This is a genomic window from Myxococcus xanthus (genome assembly GCF_006402735.1).
Taxonomy (GTDB): domain Bacteria; phylum Myxococcota; class Myxococcia; order Myxococcales; family Myxococcaceae; genus Myxococcus; species Myxococcus xanthus_A.
Genome location: NZ_CP017174.1, coordinates 3,043,159 through 3,058,307, shown reverse-complemented (window position 1 = coordinate 3,058,307; position 15,149 = coordinate 3,043,159). Strand labels below are relative to the sequence as shown.

Sequence of the window (15,149 nt, the reverse complement as noted above, 5' to 3'; positions counted from 1 at the left end):
TGCCAACAGGGCCGGAGCGCCAGCTACCGCTCCGGGAACTCGTGGGAGCCCGTGCCGCCGTTGGGCGCAATGGGCTCGGCGATGCAGAGCGCGTCCCGCCCCCGGGCCTTGGCCGCGTACATGGCGAAGTCCGCCGCGCGGATGAGGTCCAGCGCGGACGAGGCATGGTCCGGATAGGTGGCCACACCCACGCTGGCGGTGAGGCGCACGTCCAGGCCCTGCTCCACGAGGAAGCCCCGCCCCCGGAAGGCCTCGCAGACGCGCTGGCCGATGACGGCCGCGCCCTCCTGGTCCGTCTCCACCAGCAACATGGCGAACTCGTCGCCGCCGTAGCGGAAGACGGCGTCCAGGTTCTGCCGGCCCAGGGTAATCAGCAGGTCCCCCGCTTCCTTCAAGGTGGCGCTGCCCACCAGGTGCCCGTGGGTGTCGTTGACGCTCTTGAAGTGGTCCAGGTCCAGGAAGACGAGCGACAGCGGGTGGCGGAAGCGCTCCGAGCGCTTCACCTCCTGGTCCAGCAAGGCGCGCAGGTGCCGGGCGTTGTAGCAGCCGGTGTGCTCGTCCGTAATCGTCAGCTCCTGCACCCGCCGGAAGTTGCGCGCGTTCTCAATCGCGATGGCCGCGTAGTCCGCGATGGCGGTGAGGATGGTGAGGTCCTCGTTGGTGAAGGGTGGGTCCATGGGCCCGTTCACCAGTTCGATGATGCCCAGCACCCGGCCCCGGGCCAGCAGCGGCACCGCGAGGATGGAGCGGGTGTGGAAGGCGGAGGCTTCATCGAAGCGCGGCGAGAAGCTGGGGTCCCCGCCCACGTCATGGACGAGCCGGGCCGCGCCGGACGTGAAGACGGCGCCGGCAATGCCCTCGCCCGGGTTGAGCTGGAGGCCCTTGAGCACGTCCGCGCCGTCACCCACCGCGATTTCGAAGTAGAGCTTTCCGGTGCGCTCGTCCTGGAGGATGAGCGACCAGTTGCGAGGCAGCAGCAGGCTGCTGACCTTCTGCATCACCAGCGCCAGCACCTCGCGGAGCTCGAGCGTGGACGTCAGGGCCTTCGCCATCTCATTGAAGGCGGCCAACTGCTCCACTGTCCGCTTCATGGCCGACAGGAGGTCCGCGGGATTCATCCGTAGAGTCCACTCCGGGGCACAAGTCTGGTAAGGCCGGACCGAGCCGTAACATGCACATGAACGCAGATCAAACGTTGCTCGTCCTGGCCTCGGCGTCGCCGCGACGCAGGGAACTTCTGTCACAGCTGGACCTCCGTTTCACCGTTTCCGCGGCGGACATCGACGAAACGCCCCACGCCGGTGAGGCGGCGGAGGCCTATGTCGGGCGGCTCGCCCGGGAGAAGGCCCGCGTGGTGGCTTCCCGCCACCCGGGCGCCTGGGTGCTGGCCGCCGACACCACCGTCGCCCTGGGCGCCGAGCTGCTGGGCAAGCCCCGCGACGCCGAGGAGGCCCAGGCCATGCTCACGCGCCTGTCCGGGCGGACGCATGACGTCTACACGGGCGTGGCCCTGGCAGGCCGGCATGAGGAGACGCTGGTGGTCCACACCCGCGTCACCTTCCGCGCCCTGAGCCCCGGGGAGATGTCCTGGTACGCGAACAGCGGCGAGCCCCTGGACAAGGCGGGTGCCTACGCCATCCAGGGCAAGGGCGGTTTCCTGGTGGCGGGCGTGGAAGGCAGCACGTCCAACGTCGTGGGCCTGCCGCTGGGCGAGACGGTGGCCCTGCTGGAGCGGGCCGGCGTGCCCCTTCCCTGGAGGGCCTCATGAGCGGGAGCGTGGCGGAGCGGCTGGCGTCGGTGCGGGAGCGGGTGGCGGCGGCCTGTGCCCGGGCGGGGCGGCCCGTGGAGTCTGTGACACTGGTGGCGGTGTCCAAGCTGAAGCCCGCGGACCTCATCCGCGAGGCCTACGCCGCCGGCCAGCGCGACTTCGGGGAGAACTACGCGCAGGAGCTGCGGGACAAGGCCGCGGAGCTGGCGGACCTGGACGGCCTGCGCTGGCATGCCCTTGGGGCGCTCCAGACGAACAAGGTGAAGTACGTGGCGCGGGTGGCTGGGGCCTTCCACGCCCTGGACCGGCTGGAGGTCGCCCGCGAGCTGTCGAAGCGCCGCGACGGCGCCCCGCCCCTGCCCGTCTACGTCGAGGTCAACGTGGGCGGCGAGGCCACCAAGAGCGGCCTGGCACCCGACGCGCTCGGCGCCTTCCTGGATGAGGTCCGCGCCCTGCCTGGCCTCCAGGCGGTGGGGCTGATGGCGCTGCCGCCCCCCACGGAGGACGAGGTCCGGGCCCGCGCGGACTTCCAGGCCCTGCGCGAGCTGGCCCGTGTCCACGGGTTGCCGGGCCTGTCCATGGGCACCACCCATGACTTCGAGTGGGCCATTGAAGAAGGGGCCACCGTCGTCCGCGTGGGCACCGCCATCTTCGGCGAGCGCGCGCTCAAATCTCCTTGAACTTCACCCGCCCCTCCGAGTTCACGCTGACCCTGAACTCGGAGCCGCAGTAGTTGCAGCGCACCTCGTCCCCGTGGGCGAGCGCTTCATCCACGGGGTTGTTGGCGTTGCACGAAGGACAGTCGAAGTCCTTGTGCGCCTTGCCACCTCCGCGCGCGGACTCCTTCTCGTCATCGTCGAAGTCGAACGAACCGCCACCACCAGACATGTGCCCCTCCTGCGGGATGGCGCCCGACACCGCGGGCTGCCTCGCGCGAAGGCTACCAGCGGTGTCGTCGAGTGGACACGCCGCTGCGCGGCACTCCCGCCTGCCGGGCGAACAGGCCCCGGCCGGGAGGAGGCGCGCGGGAGCGTGACGTGGGAAAGTGTGCCTCCCCGTGAAGTGAGCGGCCATCAATTGAATGGCTGGTCAACAACCGCGTCAGTGGAAATGGGCGGTGGCGGGAATGGTTCCAAGCCGGGTCTAGCGCGGTGCGGCCAGGCTACCTAATTTCCAAGCGAGGGAGCTCACCCGATGCAAACGCAGTCCAAGTGGGGGTTCGCGGCGGCGCTCGCGGGTCTGGTCTGGTCGGCGACGGCCATGGCCCAGGAATCCGTGAACCCGGCGTTCGGCCCTGGGGAGCAGAGCTCCTACCGCGTCAGGTACCTGGGCATCACCGCGGGAACCGCGCAGGTGACCGTGGGCGCCCACATGAAGCAGTGGGGCCAGGACGTGTGGCCCATCGTCGCGGTGGCACGCTCCAACGACATGCTGGGCGTGTGGCCCATCAAGGACAAGTTCGTGTCCTACTGGCAGCCGGAGAGCCAGCGCGTGGTGGGCAGTGACTTGCACGCGGATGAGAACGGCTCACGCCGCCGGCAGCGCATCAAGATGGAGCCGGACGGCAAGACGGCCTTCGTGGTGAAGCAGAAGGAAGGCGAGTCCCCGCGCGAGTCCACCCGCGAGGTGACGGAGGGCACGCTGGATGTAACCGGTGCGACGTTCGCGTTGCGCAACCGGGAGCTGGTCGTGGGGCAGGAGTATGCCTATCCCGTCTTCACCGGAAGCAAGCAGTTCACCCTCCGCGCGAAGGTGGAAGGGCGTGAAGTCCTGGGCACGGCGCTGGGCGACAAAGAGGTCTTCAAGCTCAGCGTGAAGACGGAGTTCGGCGGCAACCTCGCCTCGAAGCGGGACATGTTCGTCTACTTCACCACGGACCCCAGCCACGTGCCGGTGCGGGTGGAGGCGGAGTTCGCGCTGGGCACCATCGTCGCGGAGATAACCGACTACAAGCCGGGCCGGAGCATGACGGTGGCCCGCGCCGAGAATGGCGGGTAGCACCCGCCGGAGAGTGAAGGGGGCGGATGGGCGCAGGATGGGCGTGGGCGGTGGTGGCGGCGGCGATGTCCGCCACGCAGGAGCCTCAGGTGGTGTCGCCCCTGGTCAAGGTCCGGCCGGGCGAAGCCGTGAAGGGACGCAAGGAGGCGCGCCTCAGCCTCGCGCGCGGTGAGTGTGAGGCCGTGCAGGTGGCGCTTCCCGGCCGGGTGGAGCGCCCCGCCGTGGAGTCGCTGACGTTGAAGGGCCCGGGCGCGGTGCTGAAGGCCAGCGTCTGGCGCGAGGCCTTCATCGACGTGAAGACGCCGTCCAACGGCCAGGGCCGCAAGGGCCCGTGGCCGGACGCGCTGGTTCCGGTGGATGCGCCGGGACATGACTCGAAGTTGCCCACCGTCTTCTACGTGGAGGTGTGCGCCCCGGAGAAGCAGGAGCCGGGGACGTACCGGGGACAGCTGCTGGTGAAGGCGGGTGACGCGAAGGTCCGGCCGGTGCCATTCACCGCCGAGGTGCAGCCCTTCGCCCTGCCCGCCACGTCCTCGCTGCCCAACAGCTTCGGGGTGTCGATGTACAGCATCGCCCGGGGCCACGGCGTGGCGCCGGAGTCGGCGGAGGCGCGCAAGCTGTTGCGTGACTACGGACGCGCGCTCCTGGAGCACCGGGTGAGTGCCCATGGCATGAGCATGACGCCGCCTCCCGTGCGCTTCGAGAAGGGCCGCGCGGTGCTGGACTGGCGCGAGTACGACGCGGAGATGGCGCCCTTCCTGGACGGCAGCCTGCTGCCCTCCGGCGCCCGCTTCACCAGCACCGACGTGCGTGACAGCAAGCAGGCGAAGACGGACGCGGAGAAGACGGCGTACTACCGCGCCTTCGCCGAGCACTTCCGCCAGAAGGGCTGGCCCGCGCAGCTCTTCTTCTACGCCAAGGACGAACCCAAGCCCGAGGACGTGCCGCTGGTGAAGGCCCAGTCCACGCGAGTGCGCGCGGCGGGCGCGATTCCCGTGCTCGTCACCAGCCCGCTGGATGACGCGCTGAACGGCTCGGCGGACATCCTTACGCCCACGCTCAACTGCTTCTATCCGCGCCCCGGGCCGCAGACGTGCCGCAGCGTGGTGGAGACGCGCGCGCTGCGCAAACGGCTGGCAGGTGACACCCGGGTGTGGTGGTACCAGAGCTGCAATTCGCACGGCTGCAACGGCGGCCCCCCTGCGGACAAGGCGGTGGACGCGGCCTACAGCGGCTGGGCTTCGTACATGGTGGACCACCCCGCCCCGCTCAACCGGGCCATGGGCGTGCTCGCCTTCTCCTCCGGCGTGGACGGCGAGCTCTATTTCGACACCGTCTTCGCCTACAACACGAAGAAGGACCCCTGGAAGGACGTCTTCGAGTTCGGCGGCAACGGCGACGGCACCCTCTTCTACCCGGGGACACCCGCCAGGGTGGGTCCTTCCGGCCACCAACCCATCCTCACGCTGCGGCTGAAGCACATCCGGGACGGACTGGAGGACTACGAGTACCTCCGGCTGCTCGCCGAGCTGGGTGACGCCACCTTCGCCCGGACGGCCGCGCGCAAGCTGGCGCGCACCGGTTGGGACATCAACGCGGATGCGGGAGAATGGGAGGCGGTCCGCGAGGAAGTCACCACCCGGCTCCGGAAGCGCTGGGCGGAATCCGAATATGCGAAGCGCCCGGACCGTCAGACGCCGCAGAGCACCCCGTAGTCCCTGGAAGGAAAAGGATGAGCCCCCTGCGCACCCTCTTCGCGGCCCTGTTGTCACTGTCCAGCGTCAGCGCCTGGGCCCAGTTGCCGGACGCGGAGGCGGACGCACCGGAGGCCGAAAGCGCCAAGGCCGAGGAACCCGAAGGGCCCCTCACCGTGGCGCCGTGCGACTCCGCGCTGCCGACGCTGCGCACGCCCATGGCCTTCATGCCGGGTGAGGTGCTCGAGTTCGACCTCGACGCCATGGGCGCGCAGGCGGGCACCATGACGATGCGCGTCCACAAGCAGAAGGATGGGCACCTCCCCATCCAGGTGGAGGCGCAGACCAACACCTTCTTCTCCAAGGTGCGGCGCGTGCACGGCAGCGCCACCGCGTACCTCCACCCTCGCACGCTGCGCCCCAAGCGCTACGTCGAGGACACCCTGGAGAACGAACAGCGCCGCAAGGTGGACGTCGCGTTCGGCCAGAAGGAGCGCACCGTCAAGGTGGACTACCAGTTCGGCCAGCGTCCCAAGGGGCAGTTCAACTACACCTTCGACAAGGACGGCCTGGATGTGGCCGGGGCCATCTACCTGCTGCGCCAGCTGCCGCTCAAGGACGACCTCCAGGTGTGCTTCGACGTCTACGGCGTGCGTCGCATGTGGCGCATGCAAGGCTCGGTGGTGAAGCGCGAACAGGTGACGACGCCGCTGGGCCAATTCAATGCCTGGCACATGACGGGCACCGCCGTGCGCCTGGACCGGCCCAAGCAGAAGCGTGAAGTCCACGTCTGGATTTCGGACGACGCGCGCCGCCTGCCGCTGGCCGCCGTGGGCACCATCGACCTGGGCGCCGTGCGCGCCACCCTCACCTCCGTGTCGCGTCCGGGTGAGAAACCGCAAAAGAGCGAAGGTCAGGAAACGATGAAGTGGTGAGCGGCTGACGCACCCCTTCGTTGCCACACCGAAGGCCCGTGGCCCTGCGCCGCGGGCCTTCTCATTTGCCCACAAATTGAAATTGGTTTGCAGAATCAAATTCAAAGACGTACGGTGCGCGCCGCTCCGATGACCTTCTTCGCGTCCCGCTCGTTCCTGATGTCGTTGTGTGCTGTCTCGCTGCTCACCTCTGTCCCCGGCGATGCGCAAGACGCGCCGCCGCCCCGGCCGCCCTTGACGCTGGACATCGGCGGCTACGCGGACCTGCAGTTCGCCTACTTCAATCACGGTGAGAACCAGAACCGCGCGGGAGGCTCGCAGCGCGACTCGCGCATGGCGTTCGACACCACGCGCCTGGTGATGGAGTTGGAGGCCGGCCTCCCCGAGTACGGGTTGAAGGCGGAGATGGAGGTGGAGTTCGAGCACGGCGGCACCGGCGCCTCGCTGGAGCTCGAGTACGAGGAGTTCGGCGAATACGAGATGGAGGTGGACCGGGGCGGCGAGGTGCTCGTCGAGGAGCTCTACCTGGCCAAGACGCTGGGCCCGAACGTCACCCTCTCGGTGGGCCGCTTCTACGTCGCGGTGGGCACGCTGAGCGAGTTCTATCGCCCCACCGACTACCTGGGGACCATCCGGGACGAGGCGGAGACGCTCGTCATCCCCAACACGTGGGACGAGATGGGCCTGCAGGTGAAGTGGCGCATCCCCTGGGGACTGCGCCTCACGGGGCAGGTCGTCAACGGCCTGGACTCCACGGGTTTCAGCTCGCAACGCTGGGTGGGCGCGGGCCACCAGCGCCGGTTCGAACTGACGCGCGCCACGGACCTGGCGCTCGTGGTGCGCGCGGACGTCACCCGCTTCAACGGCATCAGCTTCGGCGCCTCGGCGTATTACGGCGACACCACGCGCAACCGGCCCAAGCCGGACCTGGTGCGGCAGTGCGAAGACACCAACCCCAACGTGGTGGCGCCCTGTGGCTACGTGTCCGCGCCGCTGCTGATCCTCGACGCGCACCTGTCGGTGAACCGGGGCCCTTGGCGCGCGAAGGCGCTGATGCTGTTCGGCCACCTGGAGAACGCGGAGCTGGTGTCCCAGCGCAACACGCGCCTTTCCAACCTGCTGGACGTGCTGCGCTCGCCCGTCTCCGACAACGCGCTGGCCATGTGGGGTGAGCTGGGCTTCAACGTGGCTCCGTCCGTGGGCCTGAGCGACGCCCATCAGGTCGTCCCCTACGTGCGCCTGGACTACGCGGACACGCAGTTCAAGCCGCGTGAGACGCTGTTCAACAACCCGCGCTTCCGCCGCACCGTCTACACGGTGGGCGCCGCGTACACGCTGCGCAACATCGCGGTCGCCAAGCTCGACTTCAGCCACCGCCGCCTCGGTTCCGACGCCTTCCGTCCCGAGAACACGGTGCGCCTCTCCACTGGCTTCTCCTACTGACGTCCCCTGCCAGAAAGGCTGTTTCATCATGTCCCGCATCCCCGTCCCCTTCCGCCGTCTCCTCACGCCCGTCGTCCTGGCTGGCGCCCTGCTGGGCAGCGCCTGTGGCAGCTCCGATGGCGACCTGGGCCCCGACTCGCGGCTCGAGCAGTCCCTGGTCACCAACTTCACGGACACCGTGGTGCTGCCCACCTATCAGCGGCTCGCCACGCGGCTGACGGAGTTGGACGCGTCGGTCCAGGCGCTGCGCAACGAGCCCACCCAGGCGAAGCTGGACGCGGCGCGCGCCGCGTGGTTCGCCGCGCGCGTTCCGTGGGAGCAGAGCGAAGGCTTCCTCTTCGGTCCCGTGGACAGCGAAAGGTATGACCCGGCGCTGGACAGCTGGCCGGTGAACCGCACCGACCTGGACGCCGTGCTCGCCAGCGGCGATGTCCTCACGCCCTCGTACGTGCGAAACCTCCAGGAGACGCAGAAGGGATTCCACACGGCGGAGTACCTGCTGTTCGGCGACGGCGGCACGAAGGTGCCCGCGGACTTCGCGCCGCGGCAGTTCGAGTACCTCACCGCCATCACCGCCGAGCTGAAGGCGGTGGGTGACGCACTCGCCGGCGCCTGGACGCAGACCAAGGACGGCAAGCCTCCGTACCGCGAGACGCTGACTACCGCGGGCCAGGCCGGCAACGCCGCCTATCCGTCGCTGCAGTCGGCGGCGCAGGAGATGGTGGGCGGCATCATCAACATCCTCGACGAGGTGGCGAACGGGAAGATTGCCGCCCCGTACGACGCGAAGGACCCGGACCTGGTGGAGAGCCAGTTCGCCTACAACTCGCTGAGCGACTTCACCAACAACATGCGCAGCGTGGAGAACGTCTACCTGGGCCACCTGTCCGACACGCAGGCCCAGGGGCAGACGTTGCGGGACGTGGTGGGCGTGGACTCGGAGCTCGACGTGAAGGTTCGCGCCGAGCTGGCCGCCTCCATCCAGGCGCTCGCGGCGATTCCGGAGCCCTTCCGTGAGTCCATCCGCGCCCCGGCCGCCGCCCAGCGCATCGAGGCGGCCCAGGCTGCCATCAACACGCTCAAGCGCACGTTCGAGTCGCAGGTGCTGCCCCTGGTCAACCGCTGACACGGGCACGGCGACAAGCGCGAGTGAGGCGAAGCGCGATGAGACGAAGGTGGATGATGGCCGGGCTGGCGCTGCTGGCCACTGGCTGTGGCGAGAACGCACCCGGACGGCCCCCGGCCCCGCCGAGGGCCGGGGGTGAGACGACCATCGACAACCGGACGTCGCTCGCCTTCGCCCAACCCGCGCCGAACCTGTCCTCGGAGAACGACGCCTTGCACCGGGCGGGTGACGCGGCCTTCGCGGCCGTGTTCATCCCCGCCCCCGCGCGCGTCAACCCGGGGCTGGGGCCGGTGTTCAACAACACCTCGTGCAACGGGTGCCACATGCGCAACGGGCGAGGCATGCCCGTCATGGGGCCTGGGCCGCAGCGCACGCAGTTGCTCGTGCGCGTCAGCCTCCCCGAGGGCACACCAGCGCATCCGCACGGCGCGGTGCCCGTTCCGGGCCTGGGCCTCCAGATTCGGGACCAGTCGAACTACGGCGTCCGTCCGGCCGCGTCCGTCACGCTGTCGTGGGTGGAGACGCCAGGGCAGTACGCGGATGGCACGCCGTACTCGCTGCGCGCGCCGCGCGTGGACATCCAGCCGACGGATGGCTCCGCGCTTCCACCGGACATGCAGGTGTCCCTGAGGCTGCCGCCTCCCGTGTTCGGGCTGGGATTGCTGGAAGCCGTGCCGCTGGCCACGCTGCGCGCACTGGCGGACCCTGATGACCGTGACGGGGATGGCGTCTCCGGACGGGTGAACGAGGTCTGGGACGTGGCGAGCCGTGCGCTGGTGCCGGGTCGCTTCGGATGGAAGGCGAACAGTCCGGACCTCTTCCAGCAGTCCGCCGAGGCGTACTTCAACGACATGGGGATTACGACGCACCTCTTCCCGGAGCCGGATGGCTCGTACGAGCTGCCCCGGGACGAGCTCGACGCGGCCATCTTCTATTCACAGTCGCTGGGCGTGCCGGCGCGGGCGTCGCTGGAGGACACGGAGGTCCTGCGAGGCGAGGCGCGGTTCCGTTCGCTCGGCTGTGAGCGGTGCCACCGCGAGACGCTGGAGACGGGCGCGCACCCGGTGGCCGAGGTGGCGCATCAGCGCATCCATCCGTATTCGGACCTGCTGCTGCACGACATGGGCGTGGGGCTGGCGGATGGGCGTCCGGACGGAGCAGCGACGGGCACCGAGTGGCGCACCCCACCGCTGTGGGGCCTGGGGCTGACGCAGACGGTGTTGCCGTATGCGAGCTATCTGCATGACGGGCGCGCCCGGACATTGGAGGAAGCCATCCTCTGGCACGGCGGCGAAGCCGAGCCCGCGCGCGAGGGCTTCCGCGGGCTGGGGGCCTCGGACCGTGCCGCGCTGGTGAAGTTCCTGGGTTCGCTCTGAGGGCCGGTGCGCGTCGGCGCGCCGGGCTTCGGCCCTGACTGGAAAATTGACGGAGTGCTACCTGCCTGTAGCGTCGAGGCCATGCCCCCTCCGGCCCTGACCCTCGTCGCCCCTACGCCGTCGCGCCGTGCAGACCCGGTCCGGGTGGCGGTGGAACAGCTCGCCCGCTCACTGCCCGCGCGCACTGACGCGGCTGTGCTCGTGGACCTGCTGGAGGATGACCTCCGTGAGGGACTGGACGCACTTGGCGAGGTGGAGGCCCATTTCACGGACCTGCTCGACACGCTTCGCACGGAAGCGGTGACACCGGCCGCGCTGGTGGACTCGGGTGATGACCTGCGCGTCCTTCAGCAACTGGATTCACTCCATGACGCCGTCGTGCGGCTGCGCAAGCGCCTGTCCCAGGCCGCGAGCATGAGCCGGCTGGCACATGCGCCGGTGCGCAGCCGCTGACACTCAGCTGAGAAGCCACGTTGTTTCGCCTGTCCCAGCCGCAGGCAGTGCCAGCGCACGGCCGCGAACGTCGATGCAGTGCCCGCTACAGGCCGAGAGCAGGATACGGCCCGCGCCAGCGCGTCGTCGCTCATGCCCACTAGCGAAGCCTCGTCGTAGGACCGGCTCCACGTCGCGAGCATGAGCCGACTCACACAAGCGCCAGTACGCGACCTCTGCCAATCGCCCAGGCAGCCTTGTCGTTAGGAACATCCACTCAAGGACCCGCCGCAGCAGGCGCGGGAGCGGTCGTCGCGGGCCCCAGCACGGGAGAAGGCGTAGCGGGCAGCGGGAGCGCTGGCGCGGCGTTGAGCGGCGCGGGCGTCCCCAGCAACGGCGCCGGAGTCCCGGCATTCAGCGGCGCCGGCGTGCTCAGCAGCCCCGGCGGCGGCACGGCCGGATTCGAGTTGAGCGGAGGCTCGGTGGCGATGATTCCCGCGCTGGACTGCCCCGTACCGACAAACGCATCGAACGAGCCCGGCGCCAGCGGCTGCACCGTGAACGAACCAAAGGTGGACGTGGTGGGCGGCGTCGCGAACGCCCCCGTCGTCGTGCCACTCCCAGGCGTCCCCACCACCACGGTGGTCCCCTCCAACGGCGTCACCGGAAGCTGTCCCGAGTAAGTCGCGGGCGTGTTCGTCACCGTCGGTACGGGCAGGCCCCCACTGATGACCTCAGGCGTCACCGGCGCCCCTGGCACCGTCGTGGTCGGCACGGGCGTAGTCGCCAGGCGCCCTGGAGCCGTCGCCGGCACCGCCACCCGCGTGACGGGCCCCGTCCCCTGAAGCGTCGCCGTGCCGGCCAACCCGGCCGTCCCACCGCCCCCGATGGCCGACGGCGCGGGCGGAGGCGACGCGGTGACAGGCGCCCCTACCGTGGCGGAGAGCGGTACTGGCGTCAGCGAGTGCCAGCTCAGCGGCGGATTGCCCGTGTTCTCCACGAAGGGCCGCGAACTCACCGCGGTGCCGCCCACGTCGATGGCCACGTCCTCGAACACGAACTGGATGAAGCCGCGCGGCTCGAGCTGCGGCGGGAGGTTCCACACCAGCACCACGAGCTCCGTGTCGTCGTAGCGAGCCTGCCGCAGCAGCCGGTGGGTGTCGTCATCCGCGTACGCGCCAGCGGCCAGCGCCGCCGCGTGCACGAAGGCTGTGTCCGTCAGAAGCTGCCCGTTGCGCCAGACGCTGCCCACACCCCAGACCGCCACCGCGGCGTGGGTGCGCGTCATCGCCGTCCAGCCCAGGCCACTGTCCCCATAGAGCGGGACGTCCAGCAACACGCCGCCGCCAATGGCATGTCGAGGCGGGCGAGGAAGCGGGCCCGAGCCCCCGTGCCCCTGCTCCGGCGGGAAACCGGGCCGCGTCAGCTCTACCCGGTACTCCGTGGCCCCCAGGCGAAAGGACGCTTCCAGCGTCCCTTTATCCCCAAAGGTGGCGCCCGGAAGGGACACGCGGTCCTCCACCGTCAGCGACGCGCTCCCCGTGCCGCTTTCAGCAAGGTCCGTGAAGGGAAGTGAGCCCTGGATGAAGAAGCCGTCTGGCTGCTCGGTCCTCGCGCTGGCCTCGCGGCCCTCGAACGTGAACCCGCCTGGCGCCGTGGCCAGCAAACCGGACAGAACGAACGTGGTGAAGGGTCCCGCCATCGACGCTACCTCCTTGGTTTACAAGGTAGGCAGCGGAGCGGGGAACGGCATGCCCCACTCCTGCGAACTAGATGAGGCCGCGCGCCCTGCGGATCTGCTCGACCGTCTTGTTGTACTCGATGTCGAAGGCGCTGGTGCCCTCCTGCAGGTGCTTCAGGCGGGAGCGGGCTTCCTTGTCGATTTCGTCGTCCACGTCGAGGTGACGCTTCATGACGGCGAAGATCTTCTGACGCAGCCCGTTATCCGCCGAGAACACCTCTTCGACGTTCCGGCTGATGAGCAGGAATTCAATCATCTGGTTGATGACGTACTCGATGCCCTCGTCGCCCATCTTGAAGCCGCGGACGTCCGCCATCTCGCGCTTCACCTGGTTGAACTTGGAATAGTCGTAGCCGCGACGCTCCAGCGCTTCACGCGTCGCCTGGTTCACACGCTCCTCGTTCGCAAGGTACTCACGCATGATGGCTGACAGGTCCATCTCGGCGTCGGCCACGCGCATCGGCTCCACCTCGATGTCCGCGTCCTGCATGAGCTGCTGAATGGCCTCGCGCGAGATGATCGGGATCACCTTCGGATACAGCCTCATGTCGGTCCCTCGCCCTCTGTGAAACGTGCTCGGAATCGTCAACCGCTATAGTTCAGCGCCGAGCCCAGTCGCAATGAAAAACCCCAGGAACGTCGCGCTTCCAGCGCACTTCCCATCAGGTCTGCAGCGGAAATTAATCACGCTGCCCCGGGTGGCGACCCTCCCTGCGTTTTTTCGTCGACGGGTTCGTGCGCGTCGTCAAGGGAAGCCTCCCGTACGGGATCTTCCGCATCCTCTTCTGGATGCCCGTGGAGGCCCGCATGGACGCGTTCCGCCATGGCCGGTCCGACGACTTCCGCGAGCTCCTCGATGGAGGCGTCCCCCACCCGCTTGAGCGAACCGAAGTGCCGCAGCAGTTGCTTGCGCCGCGTCTCGCCCACGCCGGGGATGTCCTCCAGCGCCGAACGCACCCGGCTTTTGCGCAGCACCTGCTTCTGGAAGGTGATGGCGAAGCGGTGGGCTTCATCCCGCATTCGCGTGAGCATGAACATCTCCGCCGAGTTCTGGGACAGGACGATGGGGTCCTTGCGCCCCACCACGAAGACGCGCTCGGGGCTCCGGGCGCTCTCCGCGTCGCGGTCGAACACCTCCAGGTCGCGGCTCTTGGCCAGACCCACCACGTCCACCGAATCCACGCCCACGTCCTTCATCGCCGCGTGCGCGCTGGCCAACTGCCCCTTGCCACCGTCGATGACGAGCAGGTCCGGCAGGTCGTTATCCTCCAGGCCCCGCTTCAGCCGGCGGGAGATGACCTCGTACATGCTGGCGAAGTCGTCCTGCTTCTCCAGCGTCTTGATCTTGTACTTCCGGTAGCGCGACTTGTCCGCGTCCCCGTCCGTCACCGCCACCTGCGACGCGACGATGGCTGAACCCTGGAAGTGCGAGATGTCGAAGCACTCCATGCGGCGCGGGAAGTTGCGCAGCCCCAGCCGCTGCTGGAGCCGGGACAGCACGTTGTCCGTTTCGTCCTTCGTGCGGCGGCGCTCCACGAAGGCCTGTTCGGCGTTCTTCGCGGCCATCTTCACCAGGTCCAGCTTCTCCCCGCGCTTGGGCACCAGGACGCGCACGCGCTCGCCCTTGCGCTCCGTGAGGAGTGCCTCGAGCCCTCCGGTGCCGTCCTCCAGCTCCAGCGGCAGCAGCACCTCCTCCGGCACGAAGCTGCCCTGGTCGTAGTAGAGGTTGACGAACGAGGCGATCAGCTCCTCGTCGGGGAACTCCTGGCTGCCGAAAGGGAAGGCCTGCCCGCCGTTGAGCCGGCCCTGCCGGACCCACAGGACGTAGAACAGGATGCGGTCCCCTTCCCGGTGGAAGGCGAAGACGTCCTGGTCCTTGAAGTCGGTGGTGGCGACCTTCTGGCGCTCCAGGCTCCGCTCGATGGCGCTGAGCTGGTCCCGTATCCGCGCGGCCTCCTCGAACTTCAGCTCCTGCGCGGCGCGCTTCATGCGCAGGCGCAGGCCCTCCACCAGCTCCCCGGCCTTGCCCTCCAGGAACATCACCACCTCGTCCACACTGCGGTGGTAGTCCTCCTGGGGAACCGGGTACACGCACGGGGCGGGACAGCGGCCAATCTGGTGCAGCAGACAGGGCCGCTTGCGGTTGGCCAGCACATGGTCGGTGCACGTACGCAGGCGGAAGAAGCGGTTGACCACCCGCAGTGTCTCGCGAATGGCTCCCGCGCTGGAATAGGGCCCGAAGTAGCGCGCGCCGTCGCGCTCGTATTTGCGCACCACTTCCAGGCGCGGATAGGGCTGGGTGCGGTCCAGGCGCAGGGAGATGAATTGCTTGTCGTCCTTGAGCAGGACGTTGAAGCGCGGCCGGTGCTTCTTGATGAGCTCGTTTTCGAGAAGCAGCGCTTCCTTCTCGTTGCTGACGAGCACCGTCTCCAGGTCACCCAGCAACTGGTCCAACAAGGACACGAAGACGCGCGTGTCGCCGGTGCGGTTGAAGTACGAGCGCACCCGGCTGCGCAGGTTGATGGCCTTGCCGACGTAGATGACCTGACCCCGGCGGTCCTTCATCAGGTACACGCCGGGCTCGGTGGGCAGTGCGTCCAGCTTCTCCAGGAGCTTCGCGTCCATGCCAGCCCCCG

General features: G+C 68.8%; 14 protein-coding genes. 9 read left to right on the top strand and 5 right to left on the bottom strand.

Going from position 1 to position 15,149, the window contains the following annotated elements; genetic code table 11:
- Positions 1-23 precede the first annotated feature (23 nt).
- Positions 24-1,118: a GGDEF domain-containing protein gene (locus BHS09_RS12975; protein WP_140798022.1), complete on the bottom strand. Its 1,095-nt coding sequence runs from the start codon at positions 1,116-1,118 to the stop codon at positions 24-26.
- Between the two features lie 53 nt (positions 1,119-1,171).
- Between BHS09_RS12975 and BHS09_RS12970 the strand changes: the two genes are divergently transcribed.
- Complete coding sequence (locus tag BHS09_RS12970) at positions 1,172-1,768, top strand: Maf family protein (RefSeq protein ID WP_140790108.1); 597 nt, start codon at positions 1,172-1,174, stop codon at positions 1,766-1,768.
- Entirely contained in the window at positions 1,765-2,448 is a 684-nt protein-coding gene (locus BHS09_RS12965; protein WP_140798021.1) for a YggS family pyridoxal phosphate-dependent enzyme, read from the top strand. The genes BHS09_RS12970 and BHS09_RS12965 overlap by 4 nt, the downstream gene beginning before the upstream one ends.
- Here BHS09_RS12965 and BHS09_RS12960 read toward each other — a convergent pair.
- Positions 2,435-2,656 (bottom strand): hypothetical protein, encoded by a 222-nt coding sequence (locus tag BHS09_RS12960; RefSeq protein ID WP_140790104.1) that lies wholly within the window; start codon positions 2,654-2,656, stop codon positions 2,435-2,437. The two genes, BHS09_RS12965 and BHS09_RS12960, sit on opposite strands and share 14 nt — an antisense overlap.
- A 306-nt stretch (positions 2,657-2,962) precedes the next feature.
- Between BHS09_RS12960 and BHS09_RS12955 the strand changes: the two genes are divergently transcribed.
- The 7 genes from BHS09_RS12955 to BHS09_RS12925 all read left to right on the top strand — a co-directional run bounded on the left by BHS09_RS12955 (position 2,963) and on the right by BHS09_RS12925 (position 10,793).
- Positions 2,963-3,766 (top strand): DUF3108 domain-containing protein, encoded by an 804-nt coding sequence (locus BHS09_RS12955; RefSeq protein ID WP_140790102.1) that lies wholly within the window; start codon positions 2,963-2,965, stop codon positions 3,764-3,766.
- Positions 3,767-3,792: 26 nt separating this feature from the next.
- Positions 3,793-5,481: a DUF4091 domain-containing protein gene (locus BHS09_RS12950; RefSeq protein WP_140798020.1), complete on the top strand. Its 1,689-nt coding sequence runs from the start codon at positions 3,793-3,795 to the stop codon at positions 5,479-5,481.
- A gap of 17 nt (positions 5,482-5,498) precedes the next feature.
- Positions 5,499-6,395: a DUF3108 domain-containing protein gene (locus tag BHS09_RS12945; protein WP_140790098.1), complete on the top strand. Its 897-nt coding sequence runs from the start codon at positions 5,499-5,501 to the stop codon at positions 6,393-6,395.
- A 114-nt stretch (positions 6,396-6,509) separates the two neighbouring features.
- Positions 6,510-7,838 carry a hypothetical protein gene (locus BHS09_RS12940; RefSeq protein WP_237078273.1) on the top strand — a complete coding sequence of 443 codons (1,329 nt, stop codon included), beginning with the start codon at positions 6,510-6,512 and terminating at the stop codon, positions 7,836-7,838.
- A gap of 28 nt (positions 7,839-7,866) precedes the next feature.
- The gene (locus BHS09_RS12935; RefSeq protein ID WP_140790096.1) at positions 7,867-8,964 is read left to right on the top strand and encodes an imelysin family protein; all 1,098 of its coding nucleotides are present in this window, start codon (positions 7,867-7,869) and stop codon (positions 8,962-8,964) included.
- A gap of 38 nt (positions 8,965-9,002) precedes the next feature.
- Positions 9,003-10,340: a di-heme oxidoreductase family protein gene (locus BHS09_RS12930; RefSeq protein WP_140790094.1), complete on the top strand. Its 1,338-nt coding sequence runs from the start codon at positions 9,003-9,005 to the stop codon at positions 10,338-10,340.
- A gap of 81 nt (positions 10,341-10,421) precedes the next feature.
- Positions 10,422-10,793 (top strand): hypothetical protein, encoded by a 372-nt coding sequence (locus BHS09_RS12925; protein WP_171410244.1) that lies wholly within the window; start codon positions 10,422-10,424, stop codon positions 10,791-10,793.
- Positions 10,794-11,049: 256 nt separating this feature from the next.
- Here the strand turns inward: BHS09_RS12925 and BHS09_RS12920 are convergent, their stop codons facing one another.
- The 3 genes from BHS09_RS12920 to uvrC all read right to left on the bottom strand — a co-directional run bounded on the left by BHS09_RS12920 (position 11,050) and on the right by uvrC (position 15,138).
- A complete protein-coding gene (locus tag BHS09_RS12920) occupies positions 11,050-12,474 on the bottom strand; it encodes a hypothetical protein (RefSeq protein WP_140790090.1) in 1,425 nt (474 codons plus the stop codon).
- A gap of 67 nt (positions 12,475-12,541) precedes the next feature.
- On the bottom strand, positions 12,542-13,060 hold the full coding sequence (locus tag BHS09_RS12915) for a DUF507 family protein (protein WP_140790088.1): 519 nt from the start codon (positions 13,058-13,060) through the stop codon (positions 12,542-12,544).
- A gap of 137 nt (positions 13,061-13,197) precedes the next feature.
- Complete coding sequence (gene uvrC / locus BHS09_RS12910; RefSeq protein WP_140798019.1) at positions 13,198-15,138, bottom strand: excinuclease ABC subunit UvrC; 1,941 nt, start codon at positions 15,136-15,138, stop codon at positions 13,198-13,200.
- Positions 15,139-15,149: the final 11 nt, after the last annotated feature.